This is a genomic window from Weissella muntiaci (assembly GCF_008107635.1).
Classification (GTDB): domain Bacteria; phylum Bacillota; class Bacilli; order Lactobacillales; family Lactobacillaceae; genus Weissella; species Weissella muntiaci.
The window spans coordinates 178,757-199,240 of sequence record NZ_SDGZ01000014.1 but is presented as its reverse complement, the minus strand read 5'-3'; the positions used below and the strand labels follow the sequence as shown (position 1 = coordinate 199,240).

Below are 20,484 nucleotides of genomic sequence, written 5' to 3'. Positions count from 1 at the left end.
AGGATAGGACGTCGCGATGCATTATTCCGAATTAGCTCAGTTGGTAGAGCACCTGACTGTTAATCAGGTTGTCGCCGGTTCGAGCCCGGCATTCGGAGTTCTAAAAATGAACCACATACGCTTGTATGTGGTTTTATTTTTTGCCGACTTAGCTCAGTTGGTAGAGCATCGGTATCGTAAACCGAGGGTCGTAGGTTCGAATCCTATAGTCGGCATAGTAAAAACGTGGTAGTGACTTTAGAAGTCGCTACCACGTTTTTTAATATAGACCACTTAGATTAATTAATTGTTCCTTACCAGTTATTAAATCACCGTTTTGACGGTCTTCGATGATAATCGCATCATCAATCATATCAATGATGCTTGCTAGGGCATGATGGGCAATGATGATTTTGGTGGTAGCGCTTCTTTTGACTAAAATGTTTTTTAAATGATTAATATTAGCGACCGAGAGTCCATCAAAGGGTTCATCGAGAATTAGCAGGCTGGGCTTGTTGATAACGATACAAGCGATGCTAACAAGCTTCTTTTGGCCACCGGATAGGCTAGCAGGGGTTTGAGTTAATAGATCGGCAATCTTAAACTCAGTGGCAATTTCATTGACCAGTTGAATCACTTTTTCAGAAGGCATGATTTGATTTGGACCATATGCTAGTTCGTCATAAACGGTCGTGTTGAAGAGCATTGTGGCAGGATCTTGTAGAACTACACCAACCTCTTGATAGAAATCCTCTGGGAGCGCATCCGATGTGACTGTACGATTGTTAAATGAGATTGTACCGTGATCAGCGTTGTTGAGTAGCGCCATTAGGCGAATCAACGTTGATTTGCCGGCACCGTTTGCACCGAGCAAAGCGGTGATACCAGTATCTGGGACCTTGATATTAAAGTTAAAGGATTGCTTCGTATTGGGATAAGTATATTGAACGTGATCAAGGATTAACATGTAAAACTCCTATATAAATAAGACGATGAAACAAGCCAAGCATATGGGGAAAAGATAACGAACCTTGAAATGGCGTTTGGTGATCAGCATGTGGCGCAAACGAAGCCCGTTAGCATGAGCCTGGCTGGTTGCTTGAATTCGGCCCAAAAGAGGTCCTAGAATTAAGACGGTATCTTTAAAGGTACCTGAACTTCGTTGGATTGTTCGAATTTTTCGAACCTCAAGTAACTTTAATAGTTCAGTTGCACTCGAAGTGATCGTAATCAGTGCAATGTTAATTGTGATTACGAGTTCATCACTTAGCCCTAGCTCATGAACAATTTGTAGAACCTCAGTCAGCGGGGTGGTCAATTGGAAGAGCACCAGTAGGGCTAGATTAACCGCCAAGCGCAATAGAAAACGTTCGGCGAAAGTGATATTGAGCATAAAAAAGGCTGGAATAATAAAGATACTTCCAAGAACGAACAAGGGTAGAAAGCGTCGGATAAACATATTGATGAAACTAATGCTATGTAGGGCAATAGTGATCACAACTACTAGCGTCATGATGATCAGGAGATCAATTTGTCTTACTCCAGCAGATAGAATTATGAATGAAACGAATGCAATAAACCGCCAGGTAGCAGTTTCTACATGGCGGTTCACTTGTGTTTGTACAGCATTATTTTGGAGATCCGCTAATAATCGCGTTAGGTGGTTAGAATTCTTTTGCAGAATTGTTTGATGCCTGTTTTTTCCCAACATAATGAATGCCTCGAACGATAATAATTGCTAACAAAATGATTAACAAAGAAATGATTAGTGCGGATGAAAAGCTTTTGAGAGATCCTAGTCTATATCCGGAAAAAAGTGCATGGTATTGCAATGCGTGTTTAATACCGAGCGGGGCACCATTCTTAAAACTATCAGCAGCCCACTCGCCCCAAGCGGGTTGTGTAACAAGGGTCCCTAGTGGAGTAAGAATGGCTAAAGTGACCATTCCCAGCGCTAACGGTCTTAATGGTCGTCCTTGATCTTCAGTGATGATTAAACTCGAATAATGCATCTGAATATATTTATAGATCACAAGTGCAAAGAATGCTTCAACCCAGCCGACAACCAGGAGATGACTGCCACACATTGCCATGATACAGACAGCAAGTGAATAAGGATTATACAGAGGTTGTCCACTAGCAGTATGGAATAATATCGGTTGTAGTCCTAATTCAAGGGCAACGAAGAGGGCCGCAAGATTAATACCGATGTAAGATCCGAAAAACACACCAAGCAAGGGGTGTTTAAACCGCTGGGCAAGACGATAAATGGCATAACCGAAGAGGGGCATGATGATCGCCATGTTAATAACATTTGCACCATAAGTTAGGATCCCGCCATCACCAAAGACCAGTGCCTGAATGGCAATTGTGATTGATAAAGAGATGACGGCCTCCCACGGGCCGATTAGGATTGCTAAAATTGTTCCGCCAACGGCGTGCGCAGAAGTGCCACCGGGGATTGGGACATTGAACATCATGATTAAGAAGGCACTTGCAGCGCCAACACCAATTAAGGATAAGCGCTCAGGGTCTTTTTTAACATGGGTAATAACTTGTTTGGCTGCATAGGCCCAAACTGGTACGGCGACGGCGTACATTAATAAACATGTCTCAGGGCTGATATAGCCGTCAGGAATATGCATAACTACCTCCTACGTTTATATTGCAACGTTATCTAATAAATAGTCCATATCCTTAATGACGAAGTGATGATTCTCGATGTCAATAACACCTTGTTCCCGCAAAGATGAAAGAATTCGAGTAACGGATGAACGTGAATTTATGCCACAGAAGCCAGCGATATCTTCGTTCGTAACGGTGAAATCAATGTAAGTGCCTTTGTAATTCGGCAATCTTTTTCCGAATAGCCCAGTGAGCTCATATAGAAATGCACATACGGCACCTGATTTACCATTCATCACCATACGTTGTAAACGTACAATGTTTTCTGACAGCTTGGTACGATAGTATTCTTTGACATATGCCTGCAATTCTTCATCAGTATTGACGATTCGCCAAAAGTCGACACGGTCGATTTTATAGAATTCAGCATAATCAGACTCGATCCGGACATTGAAAGGCTCTTCAGTATACTTTGAGACCTCATCCCGTAACAAGCTGATAACATCGGGCTTCGTTATGTATGAAATGTTGAACTCACGGCCATCTTGGAGAATAATCGAATTTTTAACAATTCCGCTTTTCAAGATATAAGTGCTACTTTCCTCAAAACCGTGGTAGGTCAAATAGGTGTGGCGCTTCTTGCGCACGACGGGGGTCCCTTCATGCTCAAGGTAATTTAGTAGATATTCGATGTGATTCATAACCATCTTAGTAAAGCTCCTTTGGAATAAGTACGGCTAAATGATTACAACAATTAATGGTACTTTTTTAAAAAGCTTACCACATTCTTCTATGTTAGTAACAATTCATACTATAAAATTAACCTATTAAATCATGGCATAGTAAAAGGTATTAATTACTGGGCTCCAGAACTAGGATAAACATGAGTTTATTGCGAGGAAGGAAGCATACAATGATTGATATTGACTTACCATATGATAAAAAGACGATTACCGCTCACATTCCGGAGAAGAATTATGCCGGAAAGTTGGTATCAAAAGCGGCAACATATCAGGCTGACTTTGGTGAAAAGGAGTTAGTTGAGCATTCATTAGATCAGCCGATTGGGAGTGCCAAATTGGAAGAATTGGCTCGAGGCAAGCAGAATATTGTGATCATTTCTTCTGATCATACACGGCCAGTGCCATCACATATTATTACTCCAATTCTATTGAGGCGGTTGCGATCAGCAGCCCCTGATGCTCGAATTAGAATCTTGGTAGCGACAGGCTTTCATCGCCCTTCAACCCAAGAAGAGTTAATTAATAAATATGGACCAGAGATCGTGCAACATGAAGAAATTGTGATGCACATGTCGGAGGTTGATGCAGATATGATAGAGATCGGTACATTGCCATCAGGTGGCGCCTTGATCATCAATAAAGTTGCCGCTGAAGCAGACTTGTTAATTTCAGAGGGCTTCATTGAATCGCATTTCTTTGCTGGTTTCTCAGGTGGACGTAAGGCCGTATTACCTGGTGTTGCTTCATATCGAACAATCATGGCAAATCATTCGGGTGAGTTTATTAATGATAAACACTCACGAACGGGTAATTTACAGCACAATATGATCCACGAGGACATGGTTTACGCAGCACGTAAGGCTAAAATGGCCTTTATTTTAAATGTAGTTCTTGATGAGAATAAGCATATCATCGCCTCCTTTGCTGGTGATGTAGAAGCAGCACATAAGGAAGGCACTGATTTTGTGGCATCATTGTCTCAAGTTGCGGCAATCAAGTCTGATATCACAATTTCAACTAACGGTGGTTATCCGCTAGATCAGAACATTTACCAGGCGGTAAAGGGAATGACAGCGGCAGAGGCCTCCAACAAAGCTCAAGGTACGATTATTATGGTTGCCGGGATGCGTGATGGTCATGGTGGTGAAGGCTTCTATCACAATATTGCCGATGTAAAGAATCCGCAGGATTTCTTGGATCAAGCAATTAACACGCCACGGTTAAAAACAATTCCGGATCAATGGACTTCACAAATTCTAGCTCGAATTCTGGTTAATCATCACGTCATTATGGTTTCAGATCTTGTTGATCGACAGTTAATTACAGACATGCATATGGATTTGGCGCAGACATTAGATGAAGCGCTGGAAATGGCGTACGCCCGTGAGGGAACTGATGCCAAGGTGACGGTAATCCCTGATGGTTTAGGGGTTATCGTAGCTGAGGACTAAAGATGATGGATAAAGTAGTTGTAAGGGAAGTTTTACAGGCACTTGCGGACCAGAAACTGACGGTTAATGAAGCTGATAGTCAATTAAAGGATGCGGGGTTTGTTGATTTAGAGTTTGCAAAGGTTGATACCGACCGGGCTAAACGGACTGGTTACCCAGAGATTATCTATGGTGCAGGGAAAACTGCCAGTGAAATCATTGGAATTGTTGAATTGATGCTTGAACAAGCAACGCCGGTCTTGATAACCCGGATCGATGGGGATAAGGCCGAATTAGTTCAACACGCTTTTCCGAAATTAGTCTATCATCAACGAGCACAGATACTATCGACTGATGCGCCCACAAATTTAGTCGGAAAGATTGCAATTGTGACCGCTGGGACCTCGGACATAGCAGTAGCAGAGGAAGCCGCCGTGACCGCCCAGAATTTCGGTAATCAAGTAATTCGAATCTATGATGTGGGTGTAGCTGGAATTCATCGACTTTTGGCACGGGTTGATGAAATTCGTACAGCACAAGTGGTGATCGTTATTGCCGGCATGGAAGGCGCTTTGGCAAGTGTTGTTGGCGGGTTAGTTGATAAGCCGGTCATCGCTGTACCAACAAGTATTGGATACGGTGCGAATTTTGGAGGGGTGTCAGCGTTGTTAACGATGCTTAACTCCTGTGCATCAGGAATTACAGTCGTTAACATCGATAATGGCTTTGGTGCAGCTTACTCAGCAAGTATGATCAATCAAATGGGGGCGGTAAAGTGAAAACATTATATTTGGAACCTTTTTCAGGTATCTCAGGGGATATGTTACTAGCGGCACTATTTGATTTAGGGTTGGATCAGACTGCGTTCAAAACGGAGTTAAACAAACTTGGTCTCGACGGATATGAAATCCAAATCAATCAAGACAATAAGTCAGCGATTAACGGGCACACATTTCAGGTTAAGCTCATAGCAAAGGATCATACGATTGATAGTGGATTAACGTTTGCCGAGCATAGCACAGAACAACAACATCATCACCATCACACGCATCATCATGGCAGAAATTTCCATGAGATTGAGGCGATTATTTTGGCAAGCACTTTGTCGGACGAAGTAAAGCATGGTGCAATAGCAGCTTTTCGCGAAATTGCAAACGCCGAGTCCGCTGTGCACGGATTATCAATTGAAGAGATCCATTTTCATGAAGTCGGTGCGCTTGATTCAATAGTTGATATAGTGGGTGTCTTTATTGCACTCGAATTGATGGGAATTGAACGAGTCCTTTCAGGTGAATTAGCTGATGGAACCGGAACGATTAATGTTGCACATGGAACAATGCCAGTTCCCGTTCCTGCGGTGATGATGATGCGACAAGGTACCGATATTCCCATTAACCAACGGATGGATGTTCACACAGAGCTAATTACCCCAACTGGTTTAGCATTGGTAAAAATTCTAGTGGAACAGTTTGGTCCACAACCTAGTCAAGCGGTCTTAACGCGGGTAGGCTATGGATTTGGTAGTCGAGAAACCGGATCGTTAAATGCGCTCAGAGTCAGCCTCTTTGATTCGAAGAAGAGTGAGCGGGTTGTCCAAAAGAGTCATGATGAGATTTTAGAGCTTCACACTAACATTGATGATAGTACCGGCGAAAAGTTGGCATTTGTGATGGATAAGCTAATTGATGCAGGTGTATATGATGCCTTCTTTACGCCAATTTTTATGAAGAAACAACGTCCCGCATATGAGCTAACATTAATCTTACCGGAACAGCTAAAGGAAGTTGCAACTGAGATCTTGTTTAAGTATACGACGACGATCGGATTACGTTGGACAACAATGCACCGAACGACGATGGAACGAGCTTTTAAGGTTGTCGAAACTGAGTATGGAAAAGTACACGTAAAATTACTAACGCATGGTGCAATTAAGAAAAGTAGTTTTGAGATGAATGATTTAATCAAATTAGCATTAGCACATGATGTAACCATTGATGAAATTGAACAAGCGGCACGCTTGGAATTATTAAAATAAGGTAGGTAAGAAAAATGACTTTAGCAGAAAAGAAAGCTGTCGCAATTGACAGTATCAAGCAATATCAGCGCGTATTAGTTGCTTTTTCAGGTGGAATTGATTCAACCTTAGTTTTGAAATTAGCAATTGAAGCACTCGGGACGACAAATGTTGTGGCAGTTGTAGCAAATTCAGAATTATTTACAAATTCGGAATTTGAGAAAGCTGTTAGCTTAGGTAAGCAGTTAGATGTTGAAGTGGTAACGACTCAAATTGATTATCTTACAAATGACGAGATCAGGCATAACATGCCAGCCTCATGGTACTGGATGAAGAAGATGTTCTATCAACGGATGAATGATTTGGCTGGTGAATATCATGCAGATGCAATTTTAGATGGAATGATTATGGACGACAACAGTGACTTTCGGCCAGGCTTGAAGGCACGTGATGAAGAAGGTGCTATTTCAACGTTGCAAGTTGCTGATATGTATAAGCAGGACGTGCGCGATTTGGCTGCCCAAATGGGCTTAAGCAATTGGAATAAGGTGGCCTCTTGTTCAGTATCATCACGCTTCCCCTATAATACTGTGTTAACATTAGAAGCAATTGAGCGTGTGAAGCAGGCAGAAGCATATTTGCGCCAACAAGGATTTGCGACTGTTCGTGTGCGTGTACAAGAGATGACTGCGCGGATTGAAGTGCCAAGTGAACAATTGGCAGCATTGCTGGCAGAAGCAGCTGATATTGATCGTTACTTCCGTGAACTTGGATATCAATATGTTACATTGGATTTGATGGGCTTCAAGTCTGGTCGCATGAATGACACTTTAACGAAAGAAACTAAGTTAGCGCTCACAAAGTAAGCTACTGCGACAAAATATTATATAAATAATAAATGTGACTGTTTTCCCAACGGAAAACTAGTCGCATTTTTTTTAAGCGTTAAAATAATATAGTAGATAATCGCGTGTGATTTATCACAAAATCTACTAATTTACCAGTTATAATGAGGAATATTTGTTTTGACGGGGGATTTTTATGCAACATTTTCAATCTTTAAATTATATTTATGCAGAAAATGCTTTATTTTATGAATAAATTGTGTAAAATGGTAAGTATACTTTTTTGAAGGAATGAGAAGGCAAGCTATGGATGAATACGGGAAAAAAGGGATTGCACTACCAGCGTTAATTGCGTTGGTTGTCTCTTCAGCTATTGGTGCAGGTATTTATGACCTGCCTGCAACATTGGCAAACAATGCAACACCAGGGGTTTCATTAATTGCCTGGCTAATTACAGGGATAGGAATCTTGTTGTTAGCTTGGAATTTAAATTATTTAGTGCTGAATAAACCAGAACTAAATGGAATTGCCGATTATGCTCGCGATGGTTTTGGTGATTTTGCCGGCTTTGTTTCGGGATGGGGTTATTGGCTGTCTGGATGGCTAGGTAATATTGCTTTTGCCACGATGATGATGTCGGCAGTGGGGTATTTCATACCTTCATTTAAGTCGGGTAATAGTGTTGAAGCAATTATCTTCGCCTCCATGATTTCCTGGCTGTTGACCTGGATTGTTTCGCGCGGAATTGAAAGTGCGGCACTATTGAATTTAGTTGTTACAATTACAAAACTGATTCCAATTTTTGCATTTATTATTATGATTATTCTCGCATTTAAGGCAGATATTTTTACCGCCCATTTCTGGGGCAATGTGGTTGTAAATACGGATAGTGGTAAGATCTTCTTCAAACCAGCTACGACAGGTGGTGTTCTTAAACAAATCCAAGGGTCAATTATGGCAATGATGTGGGTCTTTGTCGGGATCGAAGGCGCTACAATGTTGGCAGATCGTGCAAAGCGTAAATCCGATGCTGGAAAGGCTACAATCATTGGTGTCCTGACTTTGTTGGTCATTTACATCATCATTTCGATTTTGCCATACGGTTACTTGAGTCAACAAGAGTTAGTACAAATGCCACATCCAGTCGTTGTCTATATTTTCAAGCAAATGCTTGGACCAATTGGCGGTGCGTTTATCTCACTTGGGTTGATGGTTTCAATCTTTGGGGCTTGGTTGTCATGGACTATGCTACCAGTTGAATCAACCTCATTGATGGCTAAGCAGAATTTGCTACCAAAGTGGTTTGGGGTGTTAAATAAATATAAGGCACCGGCGCACGCATTGTTTATTACTCAAATTTTGATGCAATTATTCCTGATTACGCTAGTGTTCACTGATCAGGCCTATAATTTTGCCTTCTCGATGAGTACGTCAGCAATTATCATTACATATACCTTCGTGGGAAGTTATATGATTAAGCTAGGGTGGCAGCAAAAGCGTCTTGCAGTATTTCTCCCAGGGCTGTTGTCGGCAGGCTTTGAGATATCAGTGCTAGTATTCGTCGGATTACGTTTCTTATGGCTGGCAACCATCATTTATGTATTAGGGTTTATTTTCTACATGGTTGCGCGGAAACATGCTGGTAAACAGGTTCGAGTGGTTGAGTGGGTCTTGATGGCTGTAATTACAGTGATTGCGGTACTTGCCTTGGTTGCTGTTACGCAAGGAAACTTGACAATCTAATAAAAATTTATGGTTCGTTTATTGTTGGTCTAATGTGGGTTTAAGCTTGCGGGCTTATATTAACTATATCGAAAAGGTAACCCAGCCTTTTCGATGAAACCCACTTACAAAAACATATACTCTAAACACAAAGGCTTTTGACTTTGTGCATAACCTACTCCTAAAATATATGACTCAGCACTATTAGTGCTAAGTAACAAAAGCGACCAGTACCCAGCTGGTCGCTTTTGTTTATGTTACAATCAAATTAAGATCACTAGGGGTGGCTAATGATAGCCTGAGACAAGCAATTGGACCCTTTGAACCTGAATAAGTTAGGACTTACGGAGGAAAGTGGTAATTTAAATTAGTATTAATTACCTAAAAAATATAATGGATTTTCATGAATACTTATTGACGCAAAGTCAGACAGAGTTAGCCTCAATTTTGCAGTTACCGTTTATTGATGGTTTGAGAAGCGGGGAATTGTCACAAATTTCTCGGGACTATTATGTAGCGCAAGACGAATATTATGTTGCTCGTTTTATGGATTTAAGTCTACAGGTTGAGCAACTGCTACCTCCTAATTTGAGGAGTTCGATTGTTGCAGATACGGATGAGAGTGATGCACATCTTGGTTTAGCTCCGAGTAATAGATTTAAGCAGATTGAGATTGCCGATCATAATCTAGCTTACTTGGCACACATTGAAGATACCGTATCGAGTAGAGATCCATTGCAAGGTTTGTTAGCGTTATTGCCATGTACAGAGTCTTATCATTTGATTGGGAAAGCGTTGCTAAATGATCATAGCTCGGAACGTTATTCAGCGTGGATGAAGTATTATGTGGCAGATGCATATCAAGCAGGTGTGCAGTGGATATGGCAGACGATCGATCAATTAGTGCCAAGTTTTAAGCAGGTTGACTCAGATGTACTAGCAAGTTACGAGGCGATTTATCAAAAATCATATGCTTTTGAATATGACTTCTGGGCACATGCCTTTCTAAAGGAATAGGAAAAGCCCAAGCCATCACTGGCTTGGGCTTTTCTTAGTGTTCTTTTTGCAATAAGTCGCGAATTTCGCGTAATGTTTCAAGTTCTTCGTTCAAGATTGGTGTCTCATCCTTAGGACTCTTTGGGAAGAGTCGGTTGATGGTTTTAACCAACAAAAATACCACAAAGGCGGTAATCAAGAAATTGATTACATCATTTAAAAATGCTCCATAGGTAAACTTGGCTCCCAATAAACTGAAATCCAGTTTGTTCAAGGCACTATTACGAACAAAAATACCAATCAAAGGATTAATCAAATTATCAACCAATGATTTAACAATTGCGGTAAAAGCGGCCCCGATAATGACACCAACAGCCAAGTCTAAGACATTGCCTCGTAAAATAAAAGCTTTAAATTCCTTAAGCATAAAACCCCCCTAAAATAATAAATACCCAGCTAAATTATAGCATAGGGGGCTAGTAAACTTTATTGATTGTAGCTGATGATTGTTAAATCTCCGTCAGCAAGTTCCATCTTGGTAACACTACCGTTATCTGGACGGACTCGAGTATCAAACTTGCCATCACCATACCGTTCGAGTAGGCTGAGAATTGTGTTACCATGGCTGATCAATAAAACATTATCGTTGTCGTGGAGCTCGGGATTATTTGCAATTAATGTGAAACCTTGCTCGACGCGTTGCCAGTATTCTGTATTATTCTCCGCATCGTGACGTGGATCAGCAGCTTTCATCAGTTCGCGAATCTTAGCTAATGAGAAATTTTCAACCAATTCTTTAAACGTGTGCATGTTATAAGGAGCGCCAACTTTCTCCCAGACTACATCCATATCATCGCCTTCGAATGATCCGTAAAATTGTTCACGAATGAAGGGGCTGGTAATTAGAGTAACTCCCTCAGCGGAATTGTTTTCTTTAAGAATGATGTTGGCAGTATCTTGTGCGCGAGTGGTGTCAGAGCTGTAGGCTGCCGAGAAATGAATGTTGGCGAGCTTTTGTCCAGTTGTAACAGCGCCTTGAATGCCTTTCTCGGTTAAAGGAGCGTTACTCCAACCCTGCAATTTATTGTAAATATTAAAATATGTCTGTCCGTGCCTTACGACGTATAAGTTAAGTTTAGTCATAATAATACTCCAATTAATGTATTTGCCTTCATTATGCACCTTCAAATAGTGATAGGCAAAAGGAACTTAGTGAAGATATTTTCAAATGTTTTTGGAAAGAATGTCACTTTTTACGGTAACAAATCATACATAGGGTGATTTGAGCAGTTAATTGCGTCTTTGCGAGTCCTTTATATCAAGATAGTATGTGTTCTTGCGGATATATGTAGTATTACAATCGACTTGCCTTAATAATGAATTAGGAAGTCAATCAGTTAAGAAAAACTTAGCCATTTCTTTTGATGAGTCAATTTTGGAGAGAAATCCAGTCGGTAGCGCTGTTTGTTAAAGGTTTGAAAAATGGAAAACGCTTACATTGTCATGAGTAACAAATGCTACGCTTAAAAGTTACGACTGATGGACTGATATACCTGTATTATTTTTAGAGTTTGGTTGCCTTTGGGCAAATTTATCATTTATATATTTAAAGGAAGCTAGGAGTTATTAATAATGCATCAGTTATTGGCAGAATTCTTGAGTACTGCGCTTATGATTATTTTCGGTGTGGGGGTTCACGCTGACACAATTTTGAATAATACTAAATATCATGGTTCAGGGCATTTGTTTGCGATTACGACATGGGGATTTGGTATTTCAATTGCTCTATTTATTTTTGGTGGCGTATCAATGAATCCTGCAATGGTTGTTGCACAAGCCATTTTAGGAAATATTGCATGGGTGAATGTTATTCCTTATTCAATTGCTGAGGTTTTGGGTGGAATGGTTGGATCAATCATTATCTACTTTATGTATGCTGATCAATTTAAGGCATCAGAAGGTGATATCGACCCAATCGTAATCCGAAACATCTTTTCAACATCGCCAGCAATCCGCAACTTGCCTCGTAATTTCTTTGTCGAGGGATTTGCGACATTCGTCTTTTTGACGGGGATCATGGCAATTGCTCGTTTTGACGCTACTCCAGGAGTTGTTCCAATTGGGGTTGGTTTGTTAGTATGGGCAATTGGTATGGGACTTGGTGGACCAACCGGTTTCGCAATGAACCTTGCACGAGACATGGGACCACGTTTGGCACACCGCGTTTTGCCAATTGCTGATAAGGCACCTTCAGATTGGAAATACGCAATCTTGGTTCCTGGAATTGCACCATTTGTGGGAGCAATTGCGGCGGCATTCTTTGCAAAATATTTCTTGGGCATTTAATAGATAAAATAGCTATCCAGTTGTATTTATACAACTGGATATTTTTATTGCCTAAAAAAACTAATGATGTTGTATACTTTGCCTAGAGGGTAAAGTTATGACAGATAAGGTGGTCTTTATTGATGAGTCGGGGAACTTAGGGCGGCAAGGACGATATTTTGTCTTAGCGGCAGTTGTCTTGAACGTTGAGGGACAAGAATCAATTCGGAGACGATTGCATCAATTATTCACGGAATTAAAATATCGACATTTGGGTCGGATGAATGATCATGGTGAGATTAAGGCCTCCAATGTTAGCATTGGCGAGCGGGCGACTTTCTTAGCTAAGGTGATTGATGAATTGGATTTTCAAATCTTTTATGTGGTAGCTGATTTAAAAGAGATTATACCCAATTTTAAAGAGCAGGCCAGTGAGCTTTATGATTTGTTGGCATTAGAATTGATGAAAATGATTGTTGATGCAGATGCAGAATTGGAAGAAATTACAATTACTTTTGATGAACGTGATAAGTCCGAAAAAATCTCGCGCCGTTTTCATGAACTGCTGGATATCCATGTCTGGGAGGAGTGGCAAAGGGAGATGGTTAAGCCAACGGTTGATTTTCAAGCTTCACATCATTCGATTTTCTTACAGTTGGCTGACTTTGTGGCGAATGCAATTTATGAGAATTATGAATTACGAGAGAAACGGGCTTTGCAATCTTTAGAAGCGCGAATTATAAATAAAACTCATTATCCTAAAAACAAAATGGAACTTTAAGGTTTATTAATTGTTCATTGAATGTGGCTTTAAGCTATCGGCGTTATATTTAACACATCGAAAGGGATAACCTTTTGATAACCCACAAGAAAGCATATATTTTCTTCTTCCTAAGTGAAATTATTACCCAGTAATTTCATGCATAACCTACTCCTAAATGAAAATATACTTCAATATTTTTCCCAAGAGATATTGAAATCGGAAAGACCAAGTTACCCAGCTTGGTCTTTTTGTTTAGTATTGGAAACAAGTGCTTGACGAATTTGAAGCAATCATAGATAATATTCAGGTAGCATTATTCCGAATTAGCTCAGTTGGTAGAGCACCTGACTGTTAATCAGGTTGTCGCCGGTTCGAGCCCGGCATTCGGAGTATTTGCCGACTTAGCTCAGTTGGTAGAGCATCGGTATCGTAAACCGAGGGTCGTAGGTTCGAATCCTATAGTCGGCATAGGGAAAAAGTCTCTGAACATTCTTTGTTCAGAGGCTTTTTATTTTTTTAGGAATGTGTGTTTTCTGAATTCTTTGTGTAATGTATATATATATTGCATACACTACAACCGCCCAAGTACGACGATTGATTATCTGTTTAACAAGATTATTCGTCGTTTTGTCCCTTGGATCTAATATATATAAAGTAATGATATTGCATTGTTTATTTCCGGCGTTAAGGGTATAATTCATCTGATTAGCAGGTCTATTTCAAGATAATTTATATTCTGAGGATGTGGAAAATAATATGGATACTGGGAAAACACATTATAAAATGTATAAAGACGGCAAGGCATGGGTATATGCAGGTTTAGCAACAACTGCAATGCTTGCCGGTCTAATGTTGGGCAATATACAACAAAGTGCTTCAGCTGACGTTGTTACAGTACCGGCAGTAGCTAGTGTATCGAGCAGTGCGACTGCTGAGCCTGTGGTAGCAAGCAGTAGTGCGGTAACAAGTAGTGTAGCGGCAACGTCAAGTTTGGCAGTAAGTAGTAGCTCGGCTAGTAGCGCAAGTGTTGCGACATCAAGTATTACGCCAAGTAGTAGCGTAGTTAGCTCGGCGGTATCTACAAGCAGCCCGGCAGTTGCAACGCCGGTGGCCGAACGAATGGCGCGAATGGCAGTTGCAACGCCAGCCGTCACATCTACAACAACGACGACGGTTGCGGATGGTGATTATGTTACCAATGCGGCTAATTATGAGGCAACTGCGAAGGCGTCATCAACGAAACAAACTAATCCAGCAGTGCCATATACGAATACCTTTACTTCGCCAGATGTAACGACTGGGCTGGCTACAACTGATGCTGTTGTAACAAACGGGTATGCGCAAGTATATACATGGGCTGGCTTAGAGGATGTATATGCTGATAACTCAATCTCATATATTGATCTGATGGGTGACTTGTCTGCACCTAGCACGGCGATGAGTAACGATTTGGGCTACCGTGGATCAAGTTTGATTGTCAATGCAAATGGTCACACCGTGAACATGGGATATTCAGCCTTTAACACGGGGGCGACTGGAACAACAATCCAAGCCGGTTCAACGAATGTGCCAGGTGTTGGTACAACAATGACAGCGACTGCATCAAATCAATATTTTGCATTGATTAACGGAACTTTCCAGCAATGGTCAACTTCGTTCCCTGATAATAATTCGGATAACAACGCCGCCAATACTTGGAGTCATGGTTTGGTTGAAGGAACGATGCGAAACTCTGGAGCCAATTGGAATTACTACATCAATAACGTAACTTTGACTGGTAATCCGGCGGTTGTGAATTCAACAAATGCAACCGATTATGCTAATCGTTTAGTAAATGCTGAAGGTTCAGCAATTGTTCTTTCCGGAACGATTAATGCGACTGATGTCCGTGAGCCTGTCGTTGGTGGAGCAATCTACATTGCCAATGGTGCAAAACTAACGTTAACTCGACCAAGTGGAATTGCGGACTATGCTGATTCGTTCTTTTATTTCGATAACTGGGATGTGAATAACGGGGCCAACGCGACGGCGGCAAATACTACGACTGGTACATATGCCAATGAAGCAGCTATTACTGGTGTTGAGCCTGTAACGGTTGGTGGTCAAACGTTAACGGCGACTCAGGCAGCTCAAAGCTTCATTGTTGGTGATGGTGCAACGGTCAATATTCAAAACGATGCAAGTAGCAATGCTTATCCAAGTGTTTATTCAGATGTTAATAATTATTACCTCGGTGATAATGTTACTTGGACGCAGACGAATACACAAAAGATCTTGGACACATCAGTTAGTATCACGAACATGGATGTGCCAGTCGGAGCAACCCGTGTTATTCAAATCGGTAAGAATCTAACATTGAGTGCTACGGGATTACAATACGCGGCATTTACTTTGGGTGGATCGAGTAATATTACCGGATCAATTGCTAACGGAGCTACGATGAATTTAACCTCGAATAATTCCCTGATTAATGTCATGGCGGGGTCCGCACTAACAATTGATGCGCCACGGGATACTGAATTTGCGCTGGTTGATACAACGAACAATCCAATCGCTGGAAATGTTGTTACTGGTAGTGGGCAACTTGTGATTACCAATGCAACGACGGCAAGCTGGAATGGTACGACCTCTAAAGCAGCTGGTGATACACCGCTAGATGTTCAACAATACAAGAATCTGACTTATAATGCTGGTGTTGTAACAATGGACGGGGTAAGTAGCGATTTGTTGGCAAATGGTGTCCGCCAGGTTGCGTTGGGATATCCTGCACCAACAATTACCGCACAACCAGTAACAATCATGGTAGGTGGTACTGTCCCAGCAGCGACGGTTTCTGATCAAAGTGCCTCGATTGATGGTGGTAGTACGACTGTCACCGGAGCGGCAGACACAGCTACTCCAGGCGTCTACGATGTAACATATACTTATAATTACACCGATATGACGACCGGAAAGCCAGCCTCGGTTGCAACCACCCAGACTGTAACAGTACTTGCTATCCCTACGATTGCGGCGCCGGCAGACGCTGCGGTAGTGGTAAATGGTGCCTACTCAGCTGGGACAGCCACAGTTGCAAATCAGATTGCTGGTGGTACAACTGCCGTTGATAGTAGTGCGGTGGACACTGCTGTTCTTGGAACCTATCCAGTGGTATACACCTATGCATATACTGATCCGGTGAGTGGACAAGTGATGACGATCAAGGCGACCCAGACAGTAACGATTTTTGCTGAACCGACCATTACGGCGCCAGCTGATGTATCGATTCCATCAAATGGCACTTATAATGCTGGTGTTGCAACGGTGGCGAATGAAGTTTCCGGTGGTACAGGCACGGTTGATAGTAGCGCAGTGAACACGGCGGTAGCCGGAACCTATCCAGTAGTCTACACCTATGCATACACCGATCCGACCAGTGGTCAGATGACAACGATTAAAGCGACCCAAACAGTAACGGTGTTTGTTGCGCCGACGATTGTTGCACCAGCAAATGTAGCAGTAGTATTGAACAGTGTCTATAATGCGGGTAGCGCCACGATCGCAAATACGATTACAGGCGGTACGACAGCCGTTGATAGTAGTGCTGTGAATATGGCCGTGGCAGGTGCATATCCAGTGGTCTATACTTACACATACGTCAATCCTGCCGATGGACAAACTAAGACAATCACAGCGACTCAAACAGTGACTGTGTTTGCCGAGCCAACAATTACGGCACCGGCAAGTATCGCAGTTGATTTAAACGGTAGTTATACAGCTGGTGTTGCGACAATCGCTAATGAGGTTGCGGGTGGTACATCAACTGTCGATAGCAGTGTCGTGAATACGGCAGTGGCGGGGACTTATCCGGTGGTTTATACCTACGCGTATATCGATCCAGCTAGCGGTCAAGCTGAAACAATTAAGGCAACTCAGCTGGTCGTTGTTGCTACACTGCCAAAGATCACAGCGCCTGCAAATATCTCGGTTACCTTGAATGGCAACTATACAACGGGTAATGCAGTCGTTACGAATGAGTCAAAGGACGGGTCGATTAAAATTGACACGAGTGCGCTAAATACGACTTTGGCAGGAACGTATCCAGTGGTTTATTCCTACACATATACTGATCCAGCCAGCGGGCAGGCAACCACGATTACAGCAACTCAATTAGTAACAGTCTTTGCGGCCCCAACGATTACGGCACCAGCGAATGTTGCTATATCATTGAATGCAAAGTACACAGCGGGTGTGGCAACGGTTGTTGATGCGGTTGCGGGTGGTACAAGTACAGTTGATAGTAGTGCAGTGAATGTCGCTGTGGCAGGTATCTATCCAGTAATTTACACATATACTTATGCCGATCCAGTAAGTGGACAAATGGCAAGTGTTACGGCGACTCAAATGGTGACGATCTTTGCAACGCCAACGATCACGGCACCAGCAAATATTACAATATCAGTTGGCGGTACGTTTAGTGACGGAACAGCTGTGATTACTAACGAAGTTGCAGGCGGAAAGTTGTCTGTTGATCGGAGTGCATTGAACACATCCTTAGCAGGGACCTATCCGGTGATTTACGCGTATACCTATACAGATCCAACTGATGGTAAGGTAATTACAATCAGTTCTGTTCAAAAGGTGACGGTTGTGGCAGCACCCGCGGAAGCTCCAAAAGTAGTTGCACCAATAATCAAGCAGAGCGTCCAAAAGGAAGCAAACATCTTGCCGGTAACTGGTTTAACTGGTAATGCCACATGGGAAGCGTTGATCGGCATCTCAGCTTCGACGGCAGCTGTTTTACTTTTCGCCGGACGTCGGAAACGTGATGAAAATAATTAAAGATCTTATAGTTTAACTATTTTAAAAGGCCCAAAGCTAAGCTTTGGGCTTTTTAGGTGCAATTATATCAATGCGCGTGTTAAAGGTGCTAAAATTAACGGATAATAACTTGCAAATATAGGTGGTATTGATGTGGTTAAACAAGGTAGTTTTGCTAGCAGTAGCCGAATAAAAAAAGTTCGAAATTTACGGCAGCATAATAGGAAATTGCCAACTAAGGTAATTTCAGGTCAACAGATGACCGAGTTTATGCAAGTTCGTTATTATCTAATGCAGGGAAATCAGCAAGTGGATGTAACGCAACAGACAATGCAACGATGGTTGTCGATTTGGTTAGAGCAGGGAGAAATCTCGACGAGTTGGAACTTTAATCAATTTAATCAAGCTACGTTGGGTGCAATTGCCAATCAAGTTCCTTGGCAGTTTTATTATTTAGTTGATCAAAATTTTGCAAGTTTCCGGAGTTTTATCAAAAAAGAGTTGCCGGCTGTTCCTTTACAAAAAAGAATTCAAGTTGTTTTTGAAGATGATGTTTGGGTTGATCAACTAGCTCAGCAACTGAGTTTGAATTGGTTTTTAAGCTCCTTTGCGGATGATCCAGAACGATTGGCTAAGATTACTGAAGAACAGATCATGGAGTTAGCGCGTGGTCTAAAAAAAGATGAGACAATTAATTGGCACAATGTACGAGTAGTTTATTCAACAATTGTATTTAAGGATACGCAGAATTTAGATGCGGAAACTGAACAATGGTTAGCTGCTTTACAGATGATTGTTATTGCATAACAAAAAAGCTCAGGATAGGGGTTAATTCGAGTGTTATCTAAAAGTTGTAGCAACTTTTAGATACATTCGAGACCGATCCTGGGCTTCTTTTTATTATATTTTTAAACCCGTGGCAGACGAGTCATGCCGTAAAGAGACTGGAACACCTTGGCTTTGTAGGGTAGCAACATGCATTTCGCCCCAACGACAGATTTCGTCTAGTAAGATACTCAGAGTTTGGCCATATTGGTCTAGCGAATATTCGACCCGCGGTGGAACTTCGTTATACGATGTGCGATTAACGATATGATCAGCCTCTAATTCACGTAATTGCTGTGTCAGCATTTTTTGACTGATTCCTGGGATTTGGCGTTTCAAATCACTTGGCCGCATGGCATGGTCGCGTAGATTACAAAGGATGATGGGCTTCCACTTGCCACCGATAACTTCCATGGTTGCTTCAACGCCAATATTATAAGCAACTTTATCACTCATACTCATTCCCCCTAATACACAAAAATTACTTTTAAGCCCCTATGATACTTTTTGGTTGGTACTGTTATAAAACATTTATTAAGCATACAGTATTACTTATAATAAGTAAAATTAAGGATGGAGGCTTCAAAATATGGAGATGGATTTGATTGACAAGACTGTTTTGGTGACGGGATCAACTAAAGGAATTGGCAAGGCGATTGCGCGTGAAATGGTCCAAGAAGGGGCGAATGTAATTATTAATGGTCGCCGTCAAATTGACGTTGATCAGACGGTTGCAGAGTTACAATCCACGGTTACTGGTGCTAAGGTGCAAGGGATTGCTGCAGATTTAGCGTCCGAAAAGGATCGTGAAAAAATCTATGCTACGATTCCGCGACTGGATATTCTGGTTAATAATATGGGGATCTTTCAGCCAATGGACTATTTTGAAATTGAAGATCAGGTTTGGAAACATTTCTTTGAGGTCAACGTTTTGGCTGGGAATAGTCTAGCAAAACATTATTTGCCTGCAATGCTCGAAAACGATTTTGGTCGAATTATTTTCATTGCGAGCGAGGAAGCATTGATGCCATCCGGTGAAATGCCACAGTACAGTATGACTAAGACGATGAATCTATCATTAGCTCAGAGCTTGTCAAAGCTAACGATTGGAACGCATGTGACGGTTAACACGGTGATGCCAGGACCGACGTTGACCGAGGGCGTTGCCGATATGTTAGTAGCGATGTATGCCGATCAAAATATGACTCAGGCTGAGCAAGAACAAGCATTTATGAAGGATCATCGGCCACTTTCGCAAATTCAACGATTTATTCGACCACTTGAAATTGGTAGGTTTGTCACATTTGTGGCAAGTCCATTGGCATCAGCGTTCTCAGGCGAGGCATTACGAATGGACGGCGGAATGATTCCGACAATCTTTTAAGATTGGTCTAGTTCGTCACTAATAAAATCATTC

General features: G+C 41.7%; 18 protein-coding genes, 4 tRNA genes and 1 riboswitch. Of the genes, 15 read left to right on the top strand and 7 right to left on the bottom strand.

Annotated features, from left to right (window positions below):
- Nucleotides 1–25: 25 nt before the first annotated feature.
- Nucleotides 26–98 (top strand) — tRNA-Asn (locus ESZ50_RS06190).
- A 44-nt stretch (nt 99–142) separates the two neighbouring features.
- Nucleotides 143–215 (top strand) — tRNA-Thr (locus tag ESZ50_RS06185).
- 44 nt (nt 216–259) lie between these two features.
- Here ESZ50_RS06185 and ESZ50_RS06180 read toward each other — a convergent pair.
- The 4 genes from ESZ50_RS06180 to ESZ50_RS06165 are packed head-to-tail and all read right to left on the bottom strand — an operon-like array spanning nt 260 to nt 3,311.
- Complete coding sequence (locus tag ESZ50_RS06180; RefSeq protein ID WP_148622704.1) at nt 260–946, bottom strand: energy-coupling factor ABC transporter ATP-binding protein; 687 nt, start codon at nt 944–946, stop codon at nt 260–262.
- Between the two features lie 9 nt (nt 947–955).
- Entirely contained in the window at nt 956–1,690 is a 735-nt protein-coding gene (locus tag ESZ50_RS06175; RefSeq protein WP_148622703.1) for an energy-coupling factor transporter transmembrane component T family protein, read from the bottom strand.
- Entirely contained in the window at nt 1,644–2,624 is a 981-nt protein-coding gene (cbiM, locus tag ESZ50_RS06170; RefSeq protein ID WP_148622702.1) for a cobalt transporter CbiM, read from the bottom strand. Before cbiM ends, ESZ50_RS06175 begins: the two co-directional genes overlap by 47 nt.
- Nucleotides 2,625–2,639: 15 nt before the next feature.
- A complete protein-coding gene (locus ESZ50_RS06165) occupies nt 2,640–3,311 on the bottom strand; it encodes a Crp/Fnr family transcriptional regulator (protein WP_148622701.1) in 672 nt (223 codons plus the stop codon).
- A 206-nt stretch (nt 3,312–3,517) separates the two neighbouring features.
- Here ESZ50_RS06165 and larA point away from each other — a divergent pair, with 206 nt between their 5' ends.
- The 6 genes from larA (at nt 3,518) to ESZ50_RS06135 (ending at nt 10,375) form a co-directional block, all read left to right on the top strand.
- Nucleotides 3,518–4,798: a nickel-dependent lactate racemase gene (gene larA / locus ESZ50_RS06160; RefSeq protein WP_148622716.1), complete on the top strand. Its 1,281-nt coding sequence runs from the start codon at nt 3,518–3,520 to the stop codon at nt 4,796–4,798.
- A 5-nt stretch (nt 4,799–4,803) separates the two neighbouring features.
- Nucleotides 4,804–5,556, top strand: coding sequence for a nickel pincer cofactor biosynthesis protein LarB (gene larB, locus ESZ50_RS06155; protein WP_148622715.1), 753 nt, complete (start codon nt 4,804–4,806; stop codon nt 5,554–5,556).
- Nucleotides 5,553–6,812, top strand: a complete 1,260-nt coding sequence (gene larC / locus ESZ50_RS06150; protein WP_148622700.1) for a nickel pincer cofactor biosynthesis protein LarC — start codon at nt 5,553–5,555, stop codon at nt 6,810–6,812. The genes larB and larC overlap by 4 nt, the downstream gene beginning before the upstream one ends.
- Before the next feature lie 14 nt (nt 6,813–6,826).
- Nucleotides 6,827–7,657, top strand: coding sequence for an ATP-dependent sacrificial sulfur transferase LarE (gene larE / locus ESZ50_RS06145; RefSeq protein ID WP_148622699.1), 831 nt, complete (start codon nt 6,827–6,829; stop codon nt 7,655–7,657).
- A 285-nt stretch (nt 7,658–7,942) separates the two neighbouring features.
- Nucleotides 7,943–9,379 carry a basic amino acid/polyamine antiporter gene (locus ESZ50_RS06140; RefSeq protein ID WP_148622698.1) on the top strand — a complete coding sequence of 479 codons (1,437 nt, stop codon included), beginning with the start codon at nt 7,943–7,945 and terminating at the stop codon, nt 9,377–9,379.
- A 248-nt stretch (nt 9,380–9,627) separates the two neighbouring features.
- A riboswitch (TPP riboswitch) is annotated at nt 9,628–9,728 on the top strand.
- 23 nt (nt 9,729–9,751) lie between these two features.
- The gene (locus ESZ50_RS06135; RefSeq protein ID WP_148622697.1) at nt 9,752–10,375 is read left to right on the top strand and encodes a TenA family protein; all 624 of its coding nucleotides are present in this window, start codon (nt 9,752–9,754) and stop codon (nt 10,373–10,375) included.
- Nucleotides 10,376–10,409: 34 nt separating this feature from the next.
- On the opposite strand, the gene mscL is transcribed toward ESZ50_RS06135, so the two are convergent.
- Together mscL and ESZ50_RS06125 are read right to left on the bottom strand one after the other, a co-directional pair.
- Nucleotides 10,410–10,781, bottom strand: coding sequence for a large-conductance mechanosensitive channel protein MscL (gene mscL, locus ESZ50_RS06130; RefSeq protein WP_148622696.1), 372 nt, complete (start codon nt 10,779–10,781; stop codon nt 10,410–10,412).
- 59 nt (nt 10,782–10,840) lie between these two features.
- Nucleotides 10,841–11,497, bottom strand: a complete 657-nt coding sequence (locus ESZ50_RS06125) for a histidine phosphatase family protein (protein WP_148622695.1) — start codon at nt 11,495–11,497, stop codon at nt 10,841–10,843.
- A 486-nt stretch (nt 11,498–11,983) separates the two neighbouring features.
- Between ESZ50_RS06125 and larD the strand changes: the two genes are divergently transcribed.
- From larD to ESZ50_RS06095, 6 genes are all read left to right on the top strand, one after another.
- Nucleotides 11,984–12,700, top strand: coding sequence for a D/L-lactic acid transporter LarD (gene larD, locus ESZ50_RS06120; RefSeq protein ID WP_148622694.1), 717 nt, complete (start codon nt 11,984–11,986; stop codon nt 12,698–12,700).
- 97 nt (nt 12,701–12,797) lie between these two features.
- On the top strand, nt 12,798–13,460 hold the full coding sequence (locus tag ESZ50_RS06115; protein WP_148622693.1) for a DUF3800 domain-containing protein: 663 nt from the start codon (nt 12,798–12,800) through the stop codon (nt 13,458–13,460).
- Between the two features lie 299 nt (nt 13,461–13,759).
- Nucleotides 13,760–13,832: transfer RNA gene (locus ESZ50_RS06110), tRNA-Asn, on the top strand.
- A gap of 5 nt (nt 13,833–13,837) precedes the next feature.
- Nucleotides 13,838–13,910: transfer RNA gene (locus ESZ50_RS06105), tRNA-Thr, on the top strand.
- Nucleotides 13,911–14,198: 288 nt separating this feature from the next.
- On the top strand, nt 14,199–18,263 hold the full coding sequence (locus tag ESZ50_RS06100; RefSeq protein ID WP_148622692.1) for a KxYKxGKxW signal peptide domain-containing protein: 4,065 nt from the start codon (nt 14,199–14,201) through the stop codon (nt 18,261–18,263).
- Nucleotides 18,264–18,395: 132 nt separating this feature from the next.
- Nucleotides 18,396–19,049 carry a hypothetical protein gene (locus ESZ50_RS06095; RefSeq protein WP_148622691.1) on the top strand — a complete coding sequence of 218 codons (654 nt, stop codon included), beginning with the start codon at nt 18,396–18,398 and terminating at the stop codon, nt 19,047–19,049.
- Between the two features lie 93 nt (nt 19,050–19,142).
- Here ESZ50_RS06095 and ESZ50_RS06090 read toward each other — a convergent pair whose 3' ends face one another.
- Complete coding sequence (locus ESZ50_RS06090) at nt 19,143–19,523, bottom strand: winged helix-turn-helix transcriptional regulator (protein WP_148622690.1); 381 nt, start codon at nt 19,521–19,523, stop codon at nt 19,143–19,145.
- A gap of 133 nt (nt 19,524–19,656) precedes the next feature.
- On the opposite strand from ESZ50_RS06090, the gene ESZ50_RS06085 reads away from it, so the two are divergent.
- Nucleotides 19,657–20,451, top strand: coding sequence for an SDR family NAD(P)-dependent oxidoreductase (locus tag ESZ50_RS06085; RefSeq protein ID WP_148622689.1), 795 nt, complete (start codon nt 19,657–19,659; stop codon nt 20,449–20,451).
- Nucleotides 20,452–20,484: the final 33 nt, after the last annotated feature.

Coding starts and splice junctions, on each gene's coding strand:
- ESZ50_RS06180 (WP_148622704.1), bottom strand. CDS start 946: ATGTTAATCCTTGATCACGTTCAATATACTTATCCCAATACGAAGCAA.
- ESZ50_RS06175 (WP_148622703.1), bottom strand. CDS start 1,690: ATGTTGGGAAAAAACAGGCATCAAACAATTCTGCAAAAGAATTCTAAC.
- cbiM (WP_148622702.1), bottom strand. CDS start 2,624: ATGCATATTCCTGACGGCTATATCAGCCCTGAGACATGTTTATTAATG.
- ESZ50_RS06165 (WP_148622701.1), bottom strand. CDS start 3,311: ATGGTTATGAATCACATCGAATATCTACTAAATTACCTTGAGCATGAA.
- larA (WP_148622716.1), top strand. CDS start 3,518: ATGATTGATATTGACTTACCATATGATAAAAAGACGATTACCGCTCAC.
- larB (WP_148622715.1), top strand. CDS start 4,804: ATGGATAAAGTAGTTGTAAGGGAAGTTTTACAGGCACTTGCGGACCAG.
- larE (WP_148622699.1), top strand. CDS start 6,827: ATGACTTTAGCAGAAAAGAAAGCTGTCGCAATTGACAGTATCAAGCAA.
- ESZ50_RS06140 (WP_148622698.1), top strand. CDS start 7,943: ATGGATGAATACGGGAAAAAAGGGATTGCACTACCAGCGTTAATTGCG.
- ESZ50_RS06135 (WP_148622697.1), top strand. CDS start 9,752: ATGGATTTTCATGAATACTTATTGACGCAAAGTCAGACAGAGTTAGCC.
- mscL (WP_148622696.1), bottom strand. CDS start 10,781: ATGCTTAAGGAATTTAAAGCTTTTATTTTACGAGGCAATGTCTTAGAC.
- ESZ50_RS06125 (WP_148622695.1), bottom strand. CDS start 11,497: ATGACTAAACTTAACTTATACGTCGTAAGGCACGGACAGACATATTTT.
- ESZ50_RS06115 (WP_148622693.1), top strand. CDS start 12,798: ATGACAGATAAGGTGGTCTTTATTGATGAGTCGGGGAACTTAGGGCGG.
- ESZ50_RS06100 (WP_148622692.1), top strand. CDS start 14,199: ATGGATACTGGGAAAACACATTATAAAATGTATAAAGACGGCAAGGCA.
- ESZ50_RS06090 (WP_148622690.1), bottom strand. CDS start 19,523: ATGAGTGATAAAGTTGCTTATAATATTGGCGTTGAAGCAACCATGGAA.
- ESZ50_RS06085 (WP_148622689.1), top strand. CDS start 19,657: ATGGAGATGGATTTGATTGACAAGACTGTTTTGGTGACGGGATCAACT.